21 protein-coding genes are annotated in these 19,968 nt (G+C 71.7%); 11 read left to right on the top strand and 10 right to left on the bottom strand.

Going from position 1 to position 19,968, the window contains the following annotated elements:
• Window positions 1-171 precede the first annotated feature (171 nt).
• The 5 genes from ABB07_RS14690 (at window position 172) to ABB07_RS14670 (ending at window position 5,868) form a co-directional block, all read left to right on the top strand.
• Window positions 172-1,698: an ABC transporter ATP-binding protein gene (locus ABB07_RS14690; RefSeq protein WP_208903446.1), complete on the top strand. Its 1,527-nt coding sequence runs from the start codon at window positions 172-174 to the stop codon at window positions 1,696-1,698.
• The gene (locus tag ABB07_RS14685; protein WP_208899142.1) at window positions 1,695-2,822 is read left to right on the top strand and encodes an ABC transporter permease; all 1,128 of its coding nucleotides are present in this window, start codon (window positions 1,695-1,697) and stop codon (window positions 2,820-2,822) included. Before ABB07_RS14690 ends, ABB07_RS14685 begins: the two co-directional genes overlap by 4 nt.
• Entirely contained in the window at window positions 2,822-4,108 is a 1,287-nt protein-coding gene (locus ABB07_RS14680) for an ABC transporter permease (protein WP_208899141.1), read from the top strand. The genes ABB07_RS14685 and ABB07_RS14680 overlap by 1 nt, the downstream gene beginning before the upstream one ends.
• Complete coding sequence (locus ABB07_RS14675; protein WP_208899140.1) at window positions 4,105-4,509, top strand: cytidine deaminase; 405 nt, start codon at window positions 4,105-4,107, stop codon at window positions 4,507-4,509. The genes ABB07_RS14680 and ABB07_RS14675 overlap by 4 nt, the downstream gene beginning before the upstream one ends.
• A gap of 75 nt (window positions 4,510-4,584) precedes the next feature.
• A complete protein-coding gene (locus tag ABB07_RS14670; RefSeq protein ID WP_208899139.1) occupies window positions 4,585-5,868 on the top strand; it encodes a thymidine phosphorylase in 1,284 nt (427 codons plus the stop codon).
• A 147-nt stretch (window positions 5,869-6,015) separates the two neighbouring features.
• On the opposite strand, the gene ABB07_RS14665 is transcribed toward ABB07_RS14670, so the two are convergent.
• Window positions 6,016-6,936: an AEC family transporter gene (locus ABB07_RS14665; protein ID WP_208899138.1), complete on the bottom strand. Its 921-nt coding sequence runs from the start codon at window positions 6,934-6,936 to the stop codon at window positions 6,016-6,018.
• A 67-nt stretch (window positions 6,937-7,003) separates the two neighbouring features.
• On the opposite strand from ABB07_RS14665, the gene ABB07_RS14660 reads away from it, so the two are divergent.
• Complete coding sequence (locus ABB07_RS14660) at window positions 7,004-7,390, top strand: STAS domain-containing protein (protein WP_208899137.1); 387 nt, start codon at window positions 7,004-7,006, stop codon at window positions 7,388-7,390.
• Here the strand turns inward: ABB07_RS14660 and ABB07_RS14655 are convergent.
• Together ABB07_RS14655 and ABB07_RS14650 are read right to left on the bottom strand one after the other, a co-directional pair.
• A complete protein-coding gene (locus tag ABB07_RS14655; RefSeq protein ID WP_208899136.1) occupies window positions 7,274-8,287 on the bottom strand; it encodes a sigma-70 family RNA polymerase sigma factor in 1,014 nt (337 codons plus the stop codon). The genes ABB07_RS14660 and ABB07_RS14655 overlap by 117 nt on opposite strands.
• Window positions 8,288-8,522: 235 nt before the next feature.
• Entirely contained in the window at window positions 8,523-9,818 is a 1,296-nt protein-coding gene (locus ABB07_RS14650) for an MFS transporter (RefSeq protein WP_208899135.1), read from the bottom strand.
• A gap of 63 nt (window positions 9,819-9,881) precedes the next feature.
• On the opposite strand from ABB07_RS14650, the gene ABB07_RS14645 reads away from it, so the two are divergent.
• Window positions 9,882-10,844 carry a LysR family transcriptional regulator gene (locus ABB07_RS14645; RefSeq protein WP_208899134.1) on the top strand — a complete coding sequence of 321 codons (963 nt, stop codon included), beginning with the start codon at window positions 9,882-9,884 and terminating at the stop codon, window positions 10,842-10,844.
• A gap of 3 nt (window positions 10,845-10,847) precedes the next feature.
• Here the strand turns inward: ABB07_RS14645 and ABB07_RS14640 are convergent, their stop codons facing one another.
• Window positions 10,848-11,609, bottom strand: coding sequence for an alpha/beta hydrolase (locus ABB07_RS14640; protein ID WP_208899133.1), 762 nt, complete (start codon window positions 11,607-11,609; stop codon window positions 10,848-10,850).
• Window positions 11,610-11,743: 134 nt separating this feature from the next.
• On the opposite strand from ABB07_RS14640, the gene ABB07_RS14635 reads away from it, so the two are divergent.
• Together ABB07_RS14635 and ABB07_RS14630 are read left to right on the top strand one after the other, a co-directional pair.
• The gene (locus ABB07_RS14635; protein ID WP_208899132.1) at window positions 11,744-12,907 is read left to right on the top strand and encodes an adenosine deaminase; all 1,164 of its coding nucleotides are present in this window, start codon (window positions 11,744-11,746) and stop codon (window positions 12,905-12,907) included.
• 148 nt (window positions 12,908-13,055) lie between these two features.
• Window positions 13,056-13,412, top strand: coding sequence for an ATP-binding protein (locus ABB07_RS14630; protein WP_208899131.1), 357 nt, complete (start codon window positions 13,056-13,058; stop codon window positions 13,410-13,412).
• Window positions 13,413-13,506: 94 nt separating this feature from the next.
• Here ABB07_RS14630 and ABB07_RS14625 read toward each other — a convergent pair whose 3' ends face one another.
• From ABB07_RS14625 to afsQ1, 5 genes are all read right to left on the bottom strand, one after another.
• The gene (locus ABB07_RS14625) at window positions 13,507-13,707 is read right to left on the bottom strand and encodes a PspC domain-containing protein (protein WP_208899130.1); all 201 of its coding nucleotides are present in this window, start codon (window positions 13,705-13,707) and stop codon (window positions 13,507-13,509) included.
• A gap of 124 nt (window positions 13,708-13,831) precedes the next feature.
• A complete protein-coding gene (locus ABB07_RS14620; RefSeq protein ID WP_208899129.1) occupies window positions 13,832-14,395 on the bottom strand; it encodes a VanZ family protein in 564 nt (187 codons plus the stop codon).
• A gap of 221 nt (window positions 14,396-14,616) precedes the next feature.
• Window positions 14,617-15,249 (bottom strand): hypothetical protein, encoded by a 633-nt coding sequence (locus ABB07_RS14615; protein WP_208899128.1) that lies wholly within the window; start codon window positions 15,247-15,249, stop codon window positions 14,617-14,619.
• Complete coding sequence (locus tag ABB07_RS14610) at window positions 15,249-16,898, bottom strand: sensor histidine kinase (protein WP_208899127.1); 1,650 nt, start codon at window positions 16,896-16,898, stop codon at window positions 15,249-15,251. The genes ABB07_RS14615 and ABB07_RS14610 overlap by 1 nt, the downstream gene beginning before the upstream one ends.
• Window positions 16,895-17,572: a two-component system response regulator AfsQ1 gene (afsQ1, locus tag ABB07_RS14605; RefSeq protein WP_067041772.1), complete on the bottom strand. Its 678-nt coding sequence runs from the start codon at window positions 17,570-17,572 to the stop codon at window positions 16,895-16,897. The genes ABB07_RS14610 and afsQ1 overlap by 4 nt, the downstream gene beginning before the upstream one ends.
• 242 nt (window positions 17,573-17,814) lie before the next feature.
• Between afsQ1 and ABB07_RS14600 the strand changes: the two genes are divergently transcribed.
• Window positions 17,815-18,555, top strand: coding sequence for a SigE family RNA polymerase sigma factor (locus ABB07_RS14600; protein WP_208899126.1), 741 nt, complete (start codon window positions 17,815-17,817; stop codon window positions 18,553-18,555).
• A 187-nt stretch (window positions 18,556-18,742) separates the two neighbouring features.
• Here the strand turns inward: ABB07_RS14600 and ABB07_RS14595 are convergent, their stop codons facing one another.
• Window positions 18,743-19,378 carry a uridine kinase family protein gene (locus ABB07_RS14595; protein WP_244189360.1) on the bottom strand — a complete coding sequence of 212 codons (636 nt, stop codon included), beginning with the start codon at window positions 19,376-19,378 and terminating at the stop codon, window positions 18,743-18,745.
• A 125-nt stretch (window positions 19,379-19,503) separates the two neighbouring features.
• Between ABB07_RS14595 and ABB07_RS14590 the strand changes: the two genes are divergently transcribed.
• Window positions 19,504-19,887: a hypothetical protein gene (locus ABB07_RS14590; RefSeq protein ID WP_208899125.1), complete on the top strand. Its 384-nt coding sequence runs from the start codon at window positions 19,504-19,506 to the stop codon at window positions 19,885-19,887.
• The last annotated feature ends 81 nt before the right edge of the window (window positions 19,888-19,968 follow it).

Raw genomic sequence — 19,968 nt, 5'->3', positions numbered from 1 at the left:
CGGGGGCGCCCTCCGGAGCCCCCCCGCCGAGCCATAACAATGTGTCAACTCTACGCGTGTAGCATGGAGTTGCCGCGCTAGCGTCGCCGACGCCCAAGCCCTCCCCTACGCAGCCCCTTTCCCCGAGGAGAGTGCGCCATCAACGCGTCCAGCCCTCCCGCTGCCGTCGAACTGCGCGGCATCACCAAGCGTTTCCCCGGCGTCGTCGCCAACCGCGACATCGACATCACGGTCCGCACGGGCACCGTCCACGCCCTGTGCGGTGAGAACGGCGCCGGCAAGTCCACCCTGATGAAGATCCTCTACGGCATGCAGCAGCCGGACGAGGGCACCATCACGGTCAACGGCGAACAGGTCACCTTCCACAACCCCGGCGACGCCATCGCCCGCGGCATCGGCATGGTGCACCAGCACTTCATGCTCGCCGACAACCTCACCGTGCTGGAGAACGTCGTCCTCGGCGCGGAGAAGCTGTACGGCATCGGGAACAAGGCCCGCACCAGGATCAAGGAGATCTCGGACGCGTACGGCCTGAACGTCCGCCCGGACGTGCTGGTGGAGGAGCTGGGCGTCGCCGACCGCCAGCGCGTGGAGATCCTCAAGGTCCTCTACCGCGGCGCCAGGACCCTGATCCTCGACGAGCCGACGGCCGTGCTCGTGCCGCAGGAGGTCGAGGCGCTCTTCGACAACCTGCGCGAGCTGAAGTCCGAGGGCCTCACCGTCATCTTCATCTCCCACAAGCTGGGCGAGGTGCTGTCGGTCGCCGACGAGATCACCGTCATCCGGCGCGGCACGACGGTGGGCACGGTCTCGCCCGAGGGCACCACCCCCAAGCAGCTCGCCGAGCTGATGGTCGGCAGCGAGCTGCCCACCCCGGAGACCGAGGAGTCCACCGTCACGGACGTCCCGATGCTGAAGGTGGAGGGGCTGCACCTCGCGCAGACCGACCTCGAGGGCATCGAGCGGATCATCCTGGACCAGATCTCCTTCACCATCCACAAGGGCGAGGTCCTCGGCATCGCCGGTGTGGAGGGCAACGGCCAGTCCGAGCTGGTCGAGGCGATCATGGGCATGCGCCACCCGGACGCCGGTGTCGTCACCCTCGACGGCACCGACATCTCCCACACCCCGACCCGCGACCGCCGCGAGGCCGGCATCGGCTACATCCCCGAGGACCGCCACCGCCACGGCCTGCTGCTGGAAGCCCCGCTGTGGGAGAACCGCATCCTCGGCCACGTCACCGAGAAGCCCAACGCGCGCGGTCAGCTGCTCGACATCAAGGCCGCCCGCGCCGACACCGAGCGGATCGTGCAGGCGTACGACGTCCGCACCCCCGGCATCGACGTGACCGCGGCCTCGCTGTCCGGCGGCAACCAGCAGAAGCTGATCGTCGGCCGCGAGATGAGCCACGACCCCAAGCTGCTCATCGCCGCCCACCCCACGCGCGGCGTGGACGTCGGCGCGCAGGCCGCGATCTGGGACTACATCCGCGAGGCCCGCCGCGAGGGCCTGGCCGTCCTGCTGATCTCCGCGGACCTGGACGAGCTCATCGGGCTCTCCGACACCCTGCGGGTGATGTACCGCGGCCGCCTGGTCGCGGACGCCGACCCCGCCACCATCACCCCCGAAGAGCTGGGCTCCGCCATGACGGGTGCGGCCACCGGCCACCTGGAGCACACAGAGGACGACGAGCGATGAACAAGCTGACCTCACGGATCGACAAGGAGCGGCTGCTCCTCGGCCTCGCCGCCCCGGTGCTGGCGATCGTCGCCGCGCTCGTCGTCACCGCCCTGGTGATCCTCGCGACCGGCAAGAACCCCGGCGACGCGTTCAGCGACATGGTGACCTACGGCTTCGCCAGCGACAGCCAGGTCTACATCCTGAACAAGGCGACGACGTACTACCTCGCGGGTGTCTCGGTCGCCATCGGCTTCCGGATGAACCTGTTCAACATCGGTGTCGACGGCCAGTACCGGCTCGCCGCGTTCTTCGCCGCCGTCCTCGGCGGGGCGCTGACCGTGCCCGGCTGGATCGCGATCCCGCTGATCCTCATCTGCGCCATGGCGACCGGCGCCCTGTGGGCGGCCATCGCGGGCATCCTCAAGGTCACGCGGGGCGTCAGCGAGGTCATCTCGACCATCATGCTGAACTCGATCGCCACCGCGATCATCGCCTATCTGCTGCAGCCCGGGAAGCTGGCCCAGCTGGAACAGGGCGGCACCCTCGTGTCCACCAAGCCGCTGCCGTCGTCCTCGTACTTCTTCAGCATCAACACCGGCCCGGCCGGTGAGCTGTGGGGCTTCATCTTCATCGCCGCGGCCGTCGGCGTGGCGTACTGGTTCGTCCTCGGCCGCACCCGGTTCGGCTTCGACCTGCGCACCGTCGGCCAGTCCGAGAGCGCGGCCGCCGCGAGCGGTGTGTCCGTGAAGAAGATGATCGCCACCAGCATGATCATCTCGGGTGCGGTGGCCGGTCTGATCGGCATGCCGACCCTGCTCAACGACTCCTACGCGTTCAGCAACGACTTCCCGGTCGGCATCGGCTTCACCGGCATCGCCATCGCCCTGCTCGGCCGCAACCACCCGATCGGCATCGCGCTCGGCGCCCTGCTCTGGGGCTTCCTGGAGCGCACCACCAACCACCTGGAGTTCCAGGGCTACGACAAGGAGATCCTCGGCGTCATCCAGGGCGTCATCGTCCTGTGCGTCGTGATCGCCTACGAGGTCGTACGCCGCTACGGCCTCAAGCGCCAGCAGCAGAAGGTCGGCGCCGAACTCGCTGCGCAGGCCGCCGCCCCGACGAAGAAGCAGGAGGTGGCGTGATGACTGCCACGATGACCGACACGCCGCCGCCCGCGGCGCCCAAGGCGGCGGGCGCGCCGCAGCGCTCGGGCCGCTCCTTCGGCCAGATCCTCCTGCTCGTCGCGGGTGCGCTGCTGCTCCTGGCCGCGGTCCGCATGATCACCGGCTCCCAGCAGCTCGACTCCGCCGGGCAGGTCAGCGCCGCGCTCGGTCTCGCCGTGCCGATCGGCCTCGCCGGCCTCGCCGGTCTGTGGTCCGAGCGGTCCGGTGTGGTCAACATCGGCCTCGAAGGCATGATGATCCTCGGCACCTTCGGCGCCGGCTGGGTCGGCTGGCAGTCCAGCCCCTGGCTCGGCCTGCTGTGCGGCATCGGCTTCGGCGTCCTCGGCGGCCTGCTGCACGCCGTCGCCACCGTCACCTTCGGCGTCGACCACATCGTCTCCGGTGTCGCGATCAACCTGCTCGCGCTGGGCGCCACCCAGTACCTCGCCAAGCTGTTCTTCGCGGGCGGCGCGGCGGCGAACGCGGGCGGCAACCCCAAGCAGTCCCCGCCGGTGGACTCGCTGCCGCAGGTCACCGTGCCCGGCCTCTCCGACGGTCTGCAGTCCCTGGAGAACCACCACTGGTTCCTGATCTCCGACCTCGCCGGCATCCTCGGCGGCCTGATCACCAACCTGTCCGTGATCACGATCCTGGCCGCGGTGCTGTTCGTCGGCAGCTGGTGGCTGCTGTGGCGCACCCCGTTCGGCCTGCGGCTGCGCTCCTGCGGCGAGAACCCGACCGCCGCCGAGTCCCTCGGCGTCAACGTCTACAAGTACAAGTACGCGGCCGTGGCCGTCTCCGGCGGACTCGCCGGCCTCGGCGGCGCCTTCCTCGCGCTGGTCACCTCGCACACCTACCTGGAGGGCCAGACCGGCGGCCGCGGCTACATCGGCCTCGCCGCGATGATCTTCGGCAACTGGCGTCCGGGCGGCCTCGCGATGGGCGCGGGCCTGTTCGGCTACTCCGACGCGCTCCAGCTGCGCAACGGCGGTCCGACCGTCCACGCGCTGCTGCTCCTGCTGGTCATCCTGCTGGTCGCGCTGGCCGGCTGGAAGCTGTACCGCACCTCGCTGTGGCAGGGCGCGATCAGCCTGATCGTGGCTGCCCTCGTCCTGGTGTGGTACCTGGTCACCGACGAGGTCCCGAGCGACTTCGTGGGCGCCACGCCGTACGTCGTCACCCTGCTGGTGCTGTCCCTGTCGGCGCAGCGCCTGCGGATGCCGAAGGCGGACGGCATGCGCTACCGGAAGGGCCAGGGCAAGTGACACAGGAAGCCGCGGGGTTCGACTGGGAGGCGCTGCGGGAGGTGGCGCGCGAGGCGATGACCCACGCGTACGCCCCCTACTCCGGCTTCCCGGTCGGCGTGGCGGCCCGGGTCGACGACGGCCGCACGGTGACCGGCTGCAACGTGGAGAACGCCTCCTACGGGCTCGGCCTGTGCGCCGAGTGCGGCCTGGTCTCCGACCTGCAGCGCACGGGCGGCGGCCGCCTGACGCACTTCACCTGCGTCGACGGCACCGGCGGCCTGCTGGTCCCGTGCGGGCGCTGCCGCCAGCTGCTGTACGAGTTCGGCGGCCCGGAGCTGCTCCTGGACACCCCCGCGGGCGTCCTGCCCCTCTCCGAGATGCTGCCCCAGGCCTTCGGGCCCGGGCATCTCTCCTCGTAAGTCCCGTACGGCCCCCCTGCCCCGCTCGCAGGGGGGCCGCACACTTCGCACCTCCCGGAAGGAACCACACCCGCCATGGCCATGGACGCCATCTCCGTGATCCGCACCAAGCGGGACCGCGGCGAGCTGACCGACGAGCAGATCGACTGGGTCATCGACGCGTACACCCGCGGCGAGGTCGCCGACGAGCAGATGTCCGCGCTCGCCATGGCGATCCTGCTCAACGGCATGACCCGCCGCGAGATCGCCCGCTGGACGGCGGCCATGATCGCCTCCGGCGAGCGCATGGACTTCTCGGCCCTGTCCCGCCCGACGGCCGACAAGCACTCGACCGGCGGCGTCGGCGACAAGATCACCCTCCCGCTTGCCCCGCTCGTGGCCGCGTGCGGTGCCGCCGTCCCCCAGCTCTCCGGCCGGGGCCTCGGCCACACCGGCGGCACCCTGGACAAGCTGGAGTCGATCCCCGGCTGGCGGGCCCTGCTCTCCAACGAGGAGATGCTGCACGTCCTGGACACCACGGGCGCGGTGATCTGCGCGGCGGGCGACGGCCTGGCCCCGGCGGACAAGAAGCTCTACGCCCTGCGTGACGTCACCGGCACGGTCGAGGCGATCCCGCTGATCGCCTCCTCGATCATGTCGAAGAAGATCGCCGAGGGCACCGGGTCGCTGGTCCTGGACGTGAAGGTGGGCACCGGCGCCTTCATGAAGACGATCGAGGACGCCCGCGAGCTGGCCACGACGATGGTCGGCCTCGGCACCGACCACGGCGTGAAGACGGTCGCCCTCCTGACGGACATGTCGACCCCGCTGGGCCTCACCGCGGGCAACGCCCTGGAGGTCCGCGAGTCGGTCGAGGTCCTGGCGGGCGGCGGCCCGGCGGACGTGGTCGAGCTGACGCTGGCCCTGGCGCGCGAAATGCTTCAGGCGGCCGGGGTGAAGGACGCCGACCCGGCGAAGGCCCTGGCCGACGGCTCCGCGATGGACGTCTGGCGCCGGATGATCGCGGCCCAGGGCGGCGACCCGGACGCGGCGCTGCCCACCTCGAAGGAGCAGCACGTCATCAAGGCCCCGGCCTCCGGTGTCCTGACCCGCCTGGACGCGTACGACATCGGCATCGCCGCCTGGCGCCTGGGCGCCGGCCGCGCCCGCAAGGAGGACCCGGTGCAGGCGGCGGCGGGCGTCGAGATGCACGCCAAGCCGGGCGACACGGTGACGCAGGGCCAGCCCCTGCTGACCCTCCACACCGACACGCCCGAGCGCTTCGAGTACGCGCTCCAGGCGGTCGAGGGCTCGTACGACATCGCGGCACCGGGCACCGACTTCACGGCATCGCCGGTGGTGCTGGAACGTATCGCCTGACCAGGGGATTTCCCTTGCGGGTGAACGGGACCGGTGGACCGCCACCGGTCCCGTTCGGCATGTTGGATGAGCCCATGGCGGAGATCATCCAGGGGCTCGTCACCGTGGCTCCCTACTCCGCCGTCATGACTGCCGACCGACCCGGCGTCACCCCAACCCCGCCGCCACCCCCACCAGCACCGGCACCGACACCACGGTCGACAGCAGGATGGACTCGCGGGCCAGGCCCTCGGCGACCCGGTAGCGGCCGGCGTACGTGAAGAGGTTCTGCGCGGCCGGGAGGGCCGAGGTCACCACCACGTCCAGCAGCGGGGCGCCGTGGAGGCCGAAGAGAGCGGTCGCCAGCGCCCACGCCACCAGCGGCTGGCCCACCGACTTCAACACCACGGAGAGCAGCACCAGTTGGCGGTCCCGGCCCCGGCCGGGGGCCGGACTGCCGTGCAGGGACATGCCGAAGGCCAGCAGGGCCGCCGGGACGGACATGCCGCCGATCAGGCTGAGGGGGTTCATGAGGGGGCCCGGGACGTGCACGCCCGCCGCCGAGACCACCACACCCGTCAGCGAGCCCACCGCGATCGGATTCCGCAGAGGCGTCAGCAGGCGCCGCCACACCGTGCCCTTCTCGCCCATCCCGGACAGGTCCAGGACCGTCAGCGCGACCGGCGTCACCAGGACCACCTGGAAGAGCAGCACCGGCGCCACCAGGGAGGCGTCGCCCAGGACGTACGCCGCGATCGGGATACCGAGGTTGCCCGAGTTGACGTAACCGGAGCACAGGGCACCGATCGTCGTACGGCCCACGCCCCAGCGGCGTACGGCACCGACCGCCACGAAGACCCCGGCGACCGCCGCCGTGCTCAGCGCCGTCACCAGCAGGCGGGCCGAGAAGAGCACCGACAGGTTCGCGCGCGCGAGGGTCGTGAACAGGAGCGCGGGGCCCGCCACCGCGAAGGCCAGCCGGGTCAGCACCTCGCCGCCCTGCGCCCCGAGTGTCCCGCACCGCCCGAGCACATAGCCCAGCCCGATGACGACCACGATCACCGCGAACCCGCTCAGTACCCCCGTCACCCGGCCAACCCTCCGAGGAGAAGCGGGAACTGGTCAAGGTGATCCGTGCCGACGATGATCCGTACCGATGAGTTCCGCCCGGACCGCCGGTCTACCGCACGTGAAGGCCGAGGAACCCGCCGTGCTCGTGCTGCCCGGCCCCGTCACCCGGGACGAGGTGGCGGGGCTGTGCGCCCAGGTGCAGTCGCTGCTGGCGGGCGAGGGCGCCCGCGTCGTCGTGTGCGACGTGGGCGGGCTCGGGCCGCCGGGCCTGGCCGCCGTGGACCTGCTGGCGCGGCTGGAGCTGGCCGCCCGCCGGGCCGGCGGGCGGATCCGGCTGCGGGACCCCGATCCGGCGCTACCCGCCCTGCTCGACCTCGTCGGGCTCCGCTTCCAGATGGAGGGGCAGGCCGAAGAGCGGGAACCAGCGCTTGGTGTCGAGGAAGCAGTGGAAACCGGTGATCCGGCCGTCTGACAGCTCCAGCACCTGCACGGCCCAGGGGGCGAAACCGCCCTTCTCCTCGTCCGGCTTGTAGTGCGCGAACCCCGGCAGGCCGTTGACCTGCACCGGCAGCAGCCGCGAGCCGGCGCAGGAGGCACCGAGCGTCGACATGAAGCCGGTGATGTCGGCCGGGCCGCGCAGCCACAGGTCGAACGGCGGCATCGTCATGACGGCGTCCTCGTGCAGCAGCGCCGTCAGCGCCGTCATGTCGTAGCCCTCGAAGGCTTTGACATAGCGCTCCAGCAGTTTCTGCTGCTCCTCGTCGAGCGGATCGGACACCGCGCCCTCGGGGCCGGCGTCCGCGCGCTCGGCGAGCGTGGCCCGCGCCCGCTGCAGCGCGCTGTTGACCGAGGCGACCGAGGTGTCCAGCAGCTCGGCGACCTCGCTCGCCTTCCACGCCAGCACCTCGCGCAGGATCAGCACCGCCCGCTGCTTGGGCGGCAGCTGCTGCAGGGCCGCCATGAAGGCCAGCCGGATCGACTCCTTCGCGACGGCGGCTTCCGCCGGGTCGTCGACCGTGGGCAGCACGCGCGCGTCCGGCATCGGCTCCAGCCAGGTGTGGTCCGGGCGCGGGGAGAGCGCGGCCTGTGCGAGCGGGGTCGACTCCGTCAGGTCCATCGGTCTCGCCCGCTTGTTGCCCGCCGTCAGCATGTCCAGGCACACGTTCGTCGCGATCCGGTACAGCCACGAGCGCAGGCTGGAGCGGCCCTCGAACTTCTCATAGCTCCGCCAGGCCCGCACCAGGGTGTCCTGCACCGCGTCCTCCGCCTCGAAGGAGGAGCCGAGCATGCGGTAGCAGTACCCGGTCAGCTCGGTCCGGTGCTTCTCCAGTGCGACGTCGAGGTCCGCCGTCGCCGTGCTGTCACCCATCGTCCACCCACCCCTGTGGCCGTTCCCTGCGGCGCTTCCTTGCGCCCCAGCACTTGGAAGCTACCGCAGGGCACTGACAATGGCGCCCGGAGTCGGGAAACGTGCAGGTGAGGTGGTGCGCCGCAGAACTCGGGTGGGTGCTGTTCGCGGGCGGCCGCGGGGCCGTCGTGGTTGCACGCGCCCACGGGGCGGAGCCGCATGTCGACACAGCCCCGCCCCCCCTTCAGGGCGCCCCTCAGTGCGCGTTGGCCACGACCGGGCGCCGCGCCGCCACCCGGGCCGCCCGCGTGCCCAGCACCGTGATGGTGACGACCCCCGCGACCGCCAGCAGGCCGACCCCCACCGTGCCGCCCCAGCCGTCCGCGTGGAACGCGATCGCGCCGACCGTGCTGCCGACGCTGGAGCCGATGTAGTACATGGACTGGTACAGGGCCGAGGCCTGGGCGCGGCCGCGCGTGGCCGTCTTGCTGACCGCCGAGGAGGCGACCGCGTGGCCCGCGAAGAAGCCCGCGGTGATCAGCACCAGGCCCAGCAGGACCAGCGGCAGCGAGGGGACCAGCGAGAGCAGCAGGCCCGCCGCCGTCGTACCGCCGGCCAGGTACAGCGCGCCCCGACGGCCGAGCCGGCCCACCAGGCGGCCCGCCGTGGACGCCGAGGCCGTACCCACCAGGTAGACCAGGAAGATCGAGCCGATGATGCCCTGCGGCAGCCCGAACGGCGCGCCCGTCAGCCGGTAGCCGATCACCGTGTACACACCGCCGAACACCGTCATGAAGAGCGCGCCGATCGCGTACAGCCGCCGCAGCAGCGGGTTGGCGAGGTGGTCGCGGACCGTGCCGAGCAGCACCCGGGGCCGCAGCGAGCCCGCCGTGAAGTGCCTCGGCGCCGGCAGCAGCAGCCGGAAGGCGATCGCGCACCCGACGGCGACCACGCCGATCACGCCGACGGCCACCCGCCAGCCCCACTCCTGAGCCACCCAGCCGGTGATCACCCGGCCGCTCATACCGCCCACGCTGTTGCCCGCGACGAACAGTCCGATCGCCGTGACCAGCGCCTTCGGCCGGACCTCCTCGGCCAGATACGCCTGCGCGGAGGCCGGCAGACCGGCCAGCGCCGCGCCCTGCACCGCCCGCAGCACCACCAGCACGCCGAGCGACGGCGCGAACGGCACCAGCAGCCCCACGGTCACCGCGACGGCCAGCGAGGCCGTCATCACCGCACGGCGGCCGAAACGCTCGGACAGGGCGCTCATCGGCAGCACGAACAGGGCCAGACCGCCGGTCGCGGCCGCCACGGTCCAGCTCGCCTCGCTCGCCGCGACCCCGAACTCGCCGGAGATCAGCGGCAGCAGGGCCTGGGTGGAGTACAGCAGGGCGAAGGTCGCGACCCCGGCGAGGAAGAGGGCGAGGCTCATCCGGCGGTAGCCGGGCCCGCCCGGAGTCATACGGGAGTCGGCGGCGGAGGTGTCGGGGACGGGGACGGTCGTTGCGGCGCCCACGGTGGTGGACGCCCCGGTACTGGCGGGAGACATGCCTCGACCGTATGGACGCCCTCGCTCATCCGTCCAATGCATGGAATCGCCATAATCGTTCCCATGCCGCATCAGCAGAGCTCACCGCCTCGCCTGTCACCGAACAGTGACACAGAAGACATGTCCGGGATGTCGAGGGTGCTGGCGCCCCGCCTCGCGTACTTCGCCGGTGTGGCCCGCACCGAGCACGTCACCCGCGCCGCCCACGAGATGAACGTCCCCCAGTCCACCCTGTCCCGCGCGATGGCCCGCCTGGAGCAGGACCTGGGCGTCGACCTGTTCGCCCGGCACGGCCGCACGGTCTCCCTCACCCCGGCCGGCCGCACCTTCCTCACCTCCGTCGAACGCGCCCTCGCCGAGATCGAGCGGGCCGCCGAGGAGGTACGCGCGGACGCCGACCCGGCCACCGGCAAGGTCGCCTTCGGCTTCCTGCACACCATGGGCGCCGAGACGGTCCCCGGCCTCCTGCACGCCTTCCGCGAGGACCACCCGCGCGTCCGCTTCAGCCTGGTCCAGAACTACGGCGAGGCGATGCTGGAACGCCTGCGCGCCGGAGAACTGGACCTCTGCCTCACCTCACCCGTCCCCGACGCCCCCGACCTGGTCGCGCGCCGCCTGGACGAGCAGAAACTCCGCCTCGTCGTCCCCGCCGACCACCGCCTGGCCACCCGCCGCCGCGTCCGCCTCGCCGAGGCGTCCGAGGAAACCTTCGTCACCCTGGAGCCCGGCTACGGCTTGCGCCGCATCGTCGACTCGCTGTGCCAGGAGGCCGGCTTCCGTCCCAGGATCGCTTTCGAGGGCGAGGAGGCGGAGACCCTGAGGGGTCTGGTGGCGGCGGGCCTCGGGGTCGCCCTGCTCCCTCCGCCCACGGTCCCGAGGCCAGGGGTCGTGGAACTCACGGTCACGGCCCCGAGAGCGGTGCGGGAGATCGGCGTGGCGTGGCTCGCGGACCGCCCGGACACACCCCCGGTGGCCGCGTTCAAGAAGTTCCTGCTCTCGAGAAGGGGCAACCTGCTGCCCACCTGAGCGCTACCGCTGCAACGACTTGCCGAACCCCACGGCCAACGGCATCCGAAGCCCGATCGGCGGCGGAGCCGCCAGCGCGTCCTCAACAGGGCGGGACACGGAGTGCCCGAACAACGCCCCCATCATGAAGTCAACGGCCAGGGAAGCGACTTCGTCCCGGTGCCCATACAACCCGTGTCCGTCGGAGTGCACCTCGAACCGGCACACCTCCCGGTTCACCTTCTTCGCCCGCGCCGCGAACCGGAACGACAGCTCGGGATCGGTCCGCTCGTCATTCGTGCCGTGCACGATCAGCACCCGCCGCCCCACCAGCTGCTTCACCGGCTCCGCAGGCGCGGCCACGTCGTCCTCGGGCAGCCAAGGGGCCAGCGCCACAACGGAGTTGACGGCCTCGTGCCCGCCCGCCCGCAGCGCCGCCCGCCCGCCCATGTCCACCCCGACCAGGCACACGGGAACGTCCCCGTACCGCCGTACGACCTCGTCGGCGGCCCACTCGGCGTCCACGGCCAGCTGTGCCTCGCTGCCGTTCCAGCCCCGGCACCGGTAGTGGACGGTGTGGACGGCCAGCCCCTCCTCCCGGCCCGCGCGAGCCAGCCGACGGCCCAGCGAGCGCAGCGCGAGCGCCGCCCGGACGGGGGACGGCCTGCGGGCGGAGACCTCCTCCCCGCCGGGGAGCAACAGCACCGCTCCGCTCACCGCCGTCGGCACCGCGCCGACCGCCTTCCCCAGCCCGGCCGTTCGGACCGGTGTCGCTTGCTGTCCCATGGCAGAACAGTGTCAGAAGGGGCGGTGTACGAAACCCGTACGCGCGGTCACTGTTGCATATCGACGGAAAACCGTCCCCGCGCAGCTGACGCGTTCACCCGTATCTCTACGCGCGTAGGCGTTACAGTGCGGAAATGACGAGCCAGACTGCACCAAGTGGGGCCGTTCCGACGCCGGACCAGATCCGCCGGGCACCCAAGGTTCTGCTGCACGATCATCTCGACGGCGGGCTCCGCCCCGGAACCGTCGTCGAACTCGCCCAGGAGAGCGGCTACGCGGAGCTGCCCGAGACCGATCCGGACAAGCTGGGCATCTGGTTCCGCGAGGCCGCCGACTCCGGCTCGCTGGAACGGTATCTGGAGACCTTCAGGCACACCGTCGGCGTGATGCAGACGCGGGAGGCACTCGTCCGGGTCGCCCGCGAGTGCGCCGAGGACCTCGCCGAGGACGGGGTCGTCTACGCCGAGGTGCGGTACGCCCCCGAACAGCACCTGGAAAAGGGGCTCACCCTCGAAGAGGTCGTCGAGGCCGTCAACGAGGGGTTCCGGCAAGGCGAGCGGCTCGCCCGGGAGAACGGCCACCGCATCCGGGTCGGCGCCCTGCTGACCGCCATGCGGCACGCCGCCCGCTCCCTGGAGATCGCCGAACTCGCCAACCGCTACCGGGACTCCGGAGTCGTCGGCTTCGACATCGCGGGCGCCGAGGCGGGCTACCCGCCCACCCGGCACCTGGACGCCTTCGAGTACCTCAAGCGCGAGAACAATCATTTCACGATCCACGCCGGCGAGGCCTTCGGGCTGCCGTCCATCTGGCAGGCGCTGCAGTGGTGCGGCGCCGACCGGCTCGGGCACGGGGTGCGGATCATCGACGACATCGAGGTCCACGACGACGGCTCCGTCACCCTCGGCCGGCTGGCGTCGTACGTCCGCGACAAGCGGATCCCGCTGGAGCTGTGCCCCAGCTCCAACCTGCAGACCGGGGCGGCGCCCTCCTACGCCGAGCACCCGATCGGGCTGCTGCGCCGACTGCACTTCCGGGCCACCGTGAACACCGACAACCGGCTGATGTCGCACACGAGTATGAGCCAGGAATTCGAGCATCTCGTCGAGGCGTTCGGTTACACGCTCGACGACCTCGGGTGGTTTTCGGTCAATGCAATGAAGTCGGCCTTCATTCCTTTCGATGAACGACTCGGCATGATCAATGACGTCGTCAAGCCCGGATATGCGGAACTGAAATCCGAATGGCTGTTCCGGCAGACGGCCTCCACCAGCGGGTCTGCCGGTTCGGCGGGATAGCGGCGGCTCGGCGTGACGGGCGGGTTGTGAAAGGCGGTTCACAACCCGTCCGCATTTCGGTGTTTGCGGCGGGTGATCGGGCGTGTTTACGGTCAAGGACCGTTCATCGTTTTTGTTCTCCGTCCCCTATTGCAAGGACGCATTCGCCATGAAGCACTCTGCCGTCAGGACTCTCGGTGTCGCCGCCCTCGGTGCCGCTTTCGCTGCCGCCGGCGCGGGAGCGGCCAACGCGGCGGTCCCGGCCGTCCCGGACGCGGCCCCGGCGCTCGGCACCGTCGCCAGGACGCTGCCGGCCGGGGACACCGGCATGAACCAGCCGGCCGCCACCGACGCCCTCAGCCGGGGGCAGGACGCCCTGGGGGCCGGGATGGCCGCCACGCAGCCGGCCGTCGAGAACGCGCTGCACGGCGGGCCGACCGGGCCGCTCCACAGCCGCATCGGCGGACTGCCCGTGCAGGGCGCGCCCGTGCACGGCCTGCCGGTGAACGGGCTCTCCCTCGGCTGACACCGCCGCCGTACCACGCCGTCGGGGCGCCTCGGTCAGGTCCGGGGGCGCCCCGACGGCGTGGTGCGTACGGCGGTCATGGCAGCCGGGCCGGTCACCAGGCGGTGCGCGGCTTGTCCTCGGCCGGCAGCAGGATCCACAGCGCTATGTAGACCAGGAACTGGGGGCCGGGCAGCAGGCAGGACAGCAGGAAGATCACCCGCATCGTCGTCGCCGAGGTGCCGAAGCGCCGCGCCAGGGCTGCGCACACTCCGCCGATCATGCGGCCGTGGGTCGGGCGGGCAAGGGTGGTCATCTCGGCTCCTCCGTGTCGTCGGTCCCTGTCGCCGGCTGTCTTCATCAGCGGCTTCATCGGCTGTCGTCAGCCGACTTCCGAGCTGTCTTCGACGATACGGAGACGAAGCGGACGAAGCGTCACTCTATGGAGCTATTCCGACCCTGGGAATCGTCGGGGTCCGCCCCTGAGACGGCTCCTCCTGGACGGTGACGGCCTCGGCCCCCGCGCGCTCGTCCAGCTGCCACCGCCGCACCCGGGCCCGGCCCGCCGGCACGACCACCAGGTGGGCCAGCGCCACGCCGGCCGTGTTCAGCAGCAGCGAGTCGACGTCCACGACCCGGCCGGGGACGCCGGTCTGCAGCAGGGCGATGCCGACGGAGACCAGGGCGCCGGCCGCGGTCGTACGGATCAGGGAGGAGACCGGGGACACGGTGAGCCTGCCGTGCGCCATCGGCAGCAGCACCCCGAGCGGGGCGAGCAGGGCCACGCCCTCGCCGATGCGTCTGGCCGCCACCGGCCAGCCCAGGGCCAGATCGGCCCGGATGCCGGCGAAGGGGTGCAGATTGGGGGGTGCCACCCAGGGGACGTCCAGGGGTCGCAGCATCAGCCAGGCGACGAGGGCGAGATGGGCGACGAGGAGGACACCTCCTGTCACCCGGATACGGATCGCGGCGCTGTCGCCGCCGATGGAGCCTTGACGCTGCACGACACCCTAGACGCGGGGGTGGTGCCGGTCGGTTCCGGCCCGCAACTTTTTGGTTGCCGTGTGCGCTGGAAGCGGTTTCGCTCCGCTGGGTTGGGGGAGCGGTTTCGCCGTGGGGGTCCTGATTCGTTGCGGGCTGCGGGTTCGTTGTGGTTGCTCGCGCAGTTCCCCGCGCCCCTTCGGGGCGCTGCCCCCCGCGAGGCCATCGAAGGCGCTGGTGCCCCCTACCGCCTCGGGATCTCGGTCGATGGTGGTTCTGCGGTGCCCGGGCGGTCGCGGACGTCGGCGGTGCAGTCGTAGCGGCGCAGGGGTCCGCCGGTCGGGCCGCCGAGGGTGACCGAGCCGTCGCCCTCGGTCGCCGCCGAGTCGGAGAGGGTGCACACCAGCTGGGCCAGGGCGTAGGAGGTGAGCCGGGACGGTGCCGTGCTCAGGCGGAGCGCGTCCTCGGGGTCGCCGGGACCGGGCCCGCGCACGGTGAGACCGCCCGGCACGTACGTCGTATAGCCCGCGGAGCGCTCCGCGGCGGACGGGGACGCGGCGAGCTGGTCCAGGAGACCCTGGGCCACGATCACGCGGCGCCGCGCGTCCGGGGTGCCCTCGGGCACCCGTACCGTCCGGTCGACGGCCACCAGGGACGCCCCGCAGAGCAGGAAGACCTGCACGGGCACGCCCCGCGCGGACTGTGTGGCCAGGTCCGGCCCGGCCAGCGAGCACGGCACCCGGGACGGCGCCGCACCGAAGTCGGTCGGCACCTGGGTGGCCCGGATACCGCAGCCGGAGACCAGCAGGCCGAGGAGAGGCAGCGTCAGCAGCCGTCGCACGGTCGGTCGTCGCGCGGTCAGGCGTCGTACGGACATCACCCCTCCTCTCCTGAACTTCCTGAACTTCCCGAACGTCCTGAACCGCCTGAACTTCCCGGATCCCCCTTGCTTCCGGAGTTCCCGGGAGCGTCCCTGTCGGCCTTCCCGCCCTCGCCGGTCTCCTCCGTCAGCCGGGAGGCGTCCCGCGGAAGCCTCAGGGTGAACACCGCGCCGCCGTCGGGCGAGTTGGCGGCGGTGATCTCGCCGCCGTGGATGTGGGCGTTCTCCATGGCGATGGACAGGCCCAGCCCGCTGCCCTCGGAGCGCGGCCGGGAGGCGCTCGCCTTGTAGAAGCGGTCGAAGACGTGGGGGAGCACGTCCTCGGGGATGCCCGGTCCGTGGTCGCGCACCGCGATGACCAGGTCGTCGCCGTCTATGCGGACCGACACCCGTACCGGCGACCCGCCGTGTTTGAGCGCGTTGCCGATCAGGTTGGCGAGTATGACGTCCAGGCGGCGCGGGTCGAGGCGGGCGTGGATGCCGCGCTCGGCGTCCAGTTCGACCGCGTCCAGCCAGGCCCGGGCGTCGATGCAGGCGGTGATCTGGTCGGCGATGTCGACGTCGTCCAGGACCAGCCGGGCGGTGCCCGCGTCGAAGCGCGTGACCTCCATCAGGTTCTCGACCAGGTCGTTCAGGCGCCGGGTCTCGCTCACCACCAGCCGGACCGCGGGCTCGATCATCGGATCCATGGATCCGGACTCGGCCTCCAGCTCCTCCTCCAGCACCTCCGTCACGGCGGTGATGGCGGTCAGCGGCGTCCGCAGCTCGTGCGACATGTCCGCCACGAAGCGGCGGGACGCCTCGTCCCGCGCGGCCATCTCCGCGACCCGCTTCTCCAGCGCCTCGGCGGCGTTGTTGAACGTCCGTGACAGATCGGCGAGTTCGTCGGTCCCCGACACCCGCAGCCGCGTGTCCAGCCTGCCCTCGCCGAGCCGCCGGGCGGCGATGCCGAGCCGCTGCACGGGCTTCAGTACGGTCGAGGCGGCGGCCTGGGCCAGCAGCGCGGCGCCGATCAGGGCGAGCCCGGTGGCGATGCCCAGCGACCAGGCCAGCGAGTTGAGGTCCTTCGCCTCCGGCTCCAGCGACTTGGCCATGTAGCCCGTGGGCCCGCCGCCGATCACCCGCGAACCGGCCACCAGATACGGCGTGCCGTGGTCCACCACCCGCTGCCAGTACAGGTGGTACGGCTCCTTGTTGGCGTCGGTGACCTTCTGCTGCTTGTTCACGGCCGCGCGCAGCGACTTCGGCACGTCCTCCAGCGAGAAGCCGTTGATGCCGCCCGAGTTGCCGTACACCGTCTTGCCGGCGGCGTCCTGGGCGACCAGCAGCACGCTGAAGTGCTGGCTGCTCGCCGCCATCTGGCCCGCCGCGCGCTGGAGTTGGTCCTGGGTGGGATGCGCCGGCAGCGCGCCCGCGCGGTTCTGCATCTCCTGCCGGAAGTCGCGCAGCACCGCGTCCTGGGCCCGGGTGAGCACCGCTTCCCGGTTGAGCCAGTAGGCGATGCCGGACGCCGAGACGGCGGCCGTCAGCGCCACCAGCGCGAAGACGACGACCAGGCGCAGCCTGAGGCTGGTGAACCTGAGCCGTGACAGATTTCCCCTGCGCCCCGCGGCCCAGCCGCGCAGCCCCCCTTGCGTGTCGGTCACTGAGGCGTATCCAGGCGGTAGCCGACACCACGGACGGTACGGATCAGCGTCGGGGACGAGGGCACGTCCTCGACCTTCGCGCGCAGCCGCTGCACACAGGCGTCCACGAGCCGCGAGTCACCGAGGTAGTCGTGCTCCCACACCAGCCGCAGCAGCTGCTGCCGGGACAGCGCCTGACCCGGTCGCCGGCTCAGCTCCAGCAGCAGCCGGAGCTCGGTCGGGGTCAGCTGCAGGTCCTCGCCGTTCTTCGTCACGGTCATCGCCGACCGGTCGATGACGAGGTTGCCGAACGTCGCCGAGTCACTGGACTCGCGCTCCCCGCGCCGCAGCACGGCCCGGATCCGGGCGTCCAGCACCCGGCCCTGCACCGGCTTGACCACGTAGTCGTCGGCGCCGGACTCCAGCCCGACCACCACGTCGATGTCGTCACTGCGCGCGGTCAGCAGGATGATCGGCAGCTGGTCGGTGCGCCGGATGCGACGGCACACCTCGAAGCCGTCGATGCCGGGCAGCATCACGTCCAGCACGATCAGGTCGGGCCGCTGCTCGCGCAGCAGCTTCAGACCGTCCTCACCGCTGGCAGCGGTCGCCACCCGGTGTCCCTGGCGCGTCAGGGAGAGCTCCAGGGCCGTGCGGATGGCGTCGTCGTCCTCGATCAGCAACAGGGAAGGCACGGGCTCATTCTGGCCCATGGACGGGCCGTCGTACGACCCGCCGACACCGGGCCTTCCCTACCGCCACCATCTGTGCACTTCCTGTGACGACGCTGGGCCGGACCCCTGTGACAGGTCTGTGACAGTCGGCGGACACGGCGATGAAGTCGCCCCGGCAGTCTTTTGGGCACGGGCCGGACGGGGGAGCCAAGGGCCGGCCCGGCAAGACCGAACCACCGGAAGTCCACCACGGGGAGCGCGAGATGAACACGCTGCACAGCATCAGCACCAGCGCAGTGATCACGCGTCTGCACGACGTGAACCGGGGTTCCGAGAAGTCCGGTGCCGTGAGCGGGCGGGGGTGCGCTCGCGGCACCGGGCGCCAGCACGCCGCCTACATGACGGTGGTCGACGCGCACACGGGGGACACGCACGGGGGATCCGCGTACGGGGAGGACTCGGGGGAGCAGCGCCGTTCCCTGACGGAGGCGGAGTTCACCGCCTACGTCCAGGAGCGCCGCGCCTCCCTGTACGCCACCGCCTACCACCTGACCGGCGACCGCTTCGAGGCCGAGGACCTGCTGCAGAGCGCGCTGTTCTCGACGTACAAGGCGTGGGAGCGGATCAGCGACAAGGCCGCGGTCGGCGGTTACCTCCGCCGCACCATGACCAACCTGCACATCAGCGCCTGGCGGCGCCGCAAGCTCAACGAGTACCCGACCGAGGAACTGCCGGAGACGCCCTCCGACACGGACGCGATGCGCGGCACCGAGCTGCGCGCGGTCCTGTGGCAGGCGCTGGCCCGGCTGCCCGAGCTCCAGCGCACCATGCTGGTCCTGCGCTACTACGAGGGGCGTACGGACCCGGAGATCGCGGAGATCCTCGGCATCAGTGTCGGCACGGTGAAGTCCAGCATCTGGCGCTCGCTGCGCCGGCTGCGCGAGGACGAGGTCCTCAGCTTCGGCCGTGACGAGGAGGACGCCTTCGGCGAGCTGGTGGCCTGAAGGTCCGGGGTCACTGGGGGGTGACCCGCGGGGGGACACGGGGGAAAACGGAGGGGGACACGGGGGCCTCGGGGGAGGGACCCACGGGGGAACGGGGGAGCACGAGAAGCGGGACTGGAGGGGCCGGGGGGCCTGTCCAGTCCCGTTTCGCGCTCCGCCGTGCGGTGTTCTCGTGTCCGTAGGGCGGTTACGCCACCGTCTGCCGGCGCGCCTGCCGCCCCGCCGCCGCTGCCGCGAGCCGCCCCAGTGCCTCGTCGCGGTCGCAGGGATGCGCGCCCAGCGACACCTGGCGGGTGACGATCGAGCGTTCCGCGCGCATGAGCCGCCAGCCGCGGCGCAGCAGGAACGGCACCGACTTGCGGCCCTCCTTCAGATCCCGCAGGAACCGCCGGCGGAACGTGGTGACCGGCCCGCGGCTCAGGCACAGCGCGTCCGCGAGCAGGCCCTCTTTCCGGCAGCGTTCGACGATCTCCGCGGCGAAGATGCCCTCCGCGATGAACAGCGGGGTACGGCCGATGTGCAGCGTCTCCTCGCCGGTACGGGCGCTCAGTGAGATGTCGTACACCGGAACCGGCGTCGAGCCGGTGGCACACAGCCGGGCGATGGCTTCGACGGCGGAATCCGCGTCCCACGACCGCGGATGGTCCCAGTCGATGTCCGAACTCCCGTCCACCAAGGGCAGGGTCGGGTCGTCGCCCTCCTTGTAGAAGTCGTCCAGACGCAGGACGGGGAGTCCGGAACGGGCGGCGACGAGGGACTTGCCCGAACCCGAGGGGCCGCACAGCAGCACGACGCGGGCGGGGGACGGGGGATGAAGGCTCACGGAACACCAGTTTGACGCATGGCGGCCCGCCTGCCGACCCCGCGGGTCGGCTTTTGAGCGTGACTCCCGCCTCAACTACCCTTCGTGTCGACCGCTTCACCCTGCGTATCAGAAGGTGACCCCGCATGACACGACACACGCCTCCCCGCCAGCGCACCGCGCGGCGCGCCCTGATCGTCCTCGCGACCGCCTCGGCGGCGCTGGGTGCGGGCGTGGCGACGGCATCCGCGGACGCCGCCCGTGTCCCGGACGTGCCCTGGCGGCCTGCCTCGACCGGGGCGATGACCCCGCAGGCCGGCGCCGAGGTGCCGGGGCTGACCGACTACGCCGCCATCCCCGTCCAGGCCCTGCGGTACACCCCGGTCGCCCCCACCCGTGTCGCGCCGGGTGACGACGGTGACCTCGGCGGTCTGACCGGCCCGGTCGCCCGCATGGGCCCGATCGGCGTCGCCCCGGCGGCGGAAGGCCTCAGCGGTGTACTGGGCGGTCTGACCGGGGGCGAGGGCTGACCACGCGCGAGAGAGCCGCGCCGCCCCTGGACGGAGGGGTGGCGCGGCTCTCGGCTGTGGTGGGCGGCAGGCTGCGGTGGG

This window comes from Streptomyces incarnatus (assembly GCF_001027185.1).
Lineage (GTDB): Bacteria > Actinomycetota > Actinomycetes > Streptomycetales > Streptomycetaceae > Streptomyces > Streptomyces puniciscabiei.
This window is presented reverse-complemented; position numbering and strand designations above follow the sequence as displayed.

Coding starts and splice junctions, on each gene's coding strand:
- ABB07_RS14685 (WP_208899142.1), top strand. CDS start 1,695: ATGAACAAGCTGACCTCACGGATCGACAAGGAGCGGCTGCTCCTCGGC.
- ABB07_RS14680 (WP_208899141.1), top strand. CDS start 2,822: ATGACTGCCACGATGACCGACACGCCGCCGCCCGCGGCGCCCAAGGCG.
- ABB07_RS14670 (WP_208899139.1), top strand. CDS start 4,585: ATGGCCATGGACGCCATCTCCGTGATCCGCACCAAGCGGGACCGCGGC.
- ABB07_RS14660 (WP_208899137.1), top strand. CDS start 7,004: ATGAGTTCCGCCCGGACCGCCGGTCTACCGCACGTGAAGGCCGAGGAA.
- ABB07_RS14655 (WP_208899136.1), bottom strand. CDS start 8,287: ATGGGTGACAGCACGGCGACGGCGGACCTCGACGTCGCACTGGAGAAG.
- ABB07_RS14650 (WP_208899135.1), bottom strand. CDS start 9,818: ATGTCTCCCGCCAGTACCGGGGCGTCCACCACCGTGGGCGCCGCAACG.
- ABB07_RS14645 (WP_208899134.1), top strand. CDS start 9,882: ATGCCGCATCAGCAGAGCTCACCGCCTCGCCTGTCACCGAACAGTGAC.
- ABB07_RS14640 (WP_208899133.1), bottom strand. CDS start 11,609: ATGGGACAGCAAGCGACACCGGTCCGAACGGCCGGGCTGGGGAAGGCG.
- ABB07_RS14635 (WP_208899132.1), top strand. CDS start 11,744: ATGACGAGCCAGACTGCACCAAGTGGGGCCGTTCCGACGCCGGACCAG.
- ABB07_RS14630 (WP_208899131.1), top strand. CDS start 13,056: ATGAAGCACTCTGCCGTCAGGACTCTCGGTGTCGCCGCCCTCGGTGCC.
- ABB07_RS14625 (WP_208899130.1), bottom strand. CDS start 13,707: ATGACCACCCTTGCCCGCCCGACCCACGGCCGCATGATCGGCGGAGTG.
- ABB07_RS14615 (WP_208899128.1), bottom strand. CDS start 15,249: ATGTCCGTACGACGCCTGACCGCGCGACGACCGACCGTGCGACGGCTG.
- ABB07_RS14600 (WP_208899126.1), top strand. CDS start 17,815: ATGAACACGCTGCACAGCATCAGCACCAGCGCAGTGATCACGCGTCTG.
- ABB07_RS14590 (WP_208899125.1), top strand. CDS start 19,504: ATGACACGACACACGCCTCCCCGCCAGCGCACCGCGCGGCGCGCCCTG.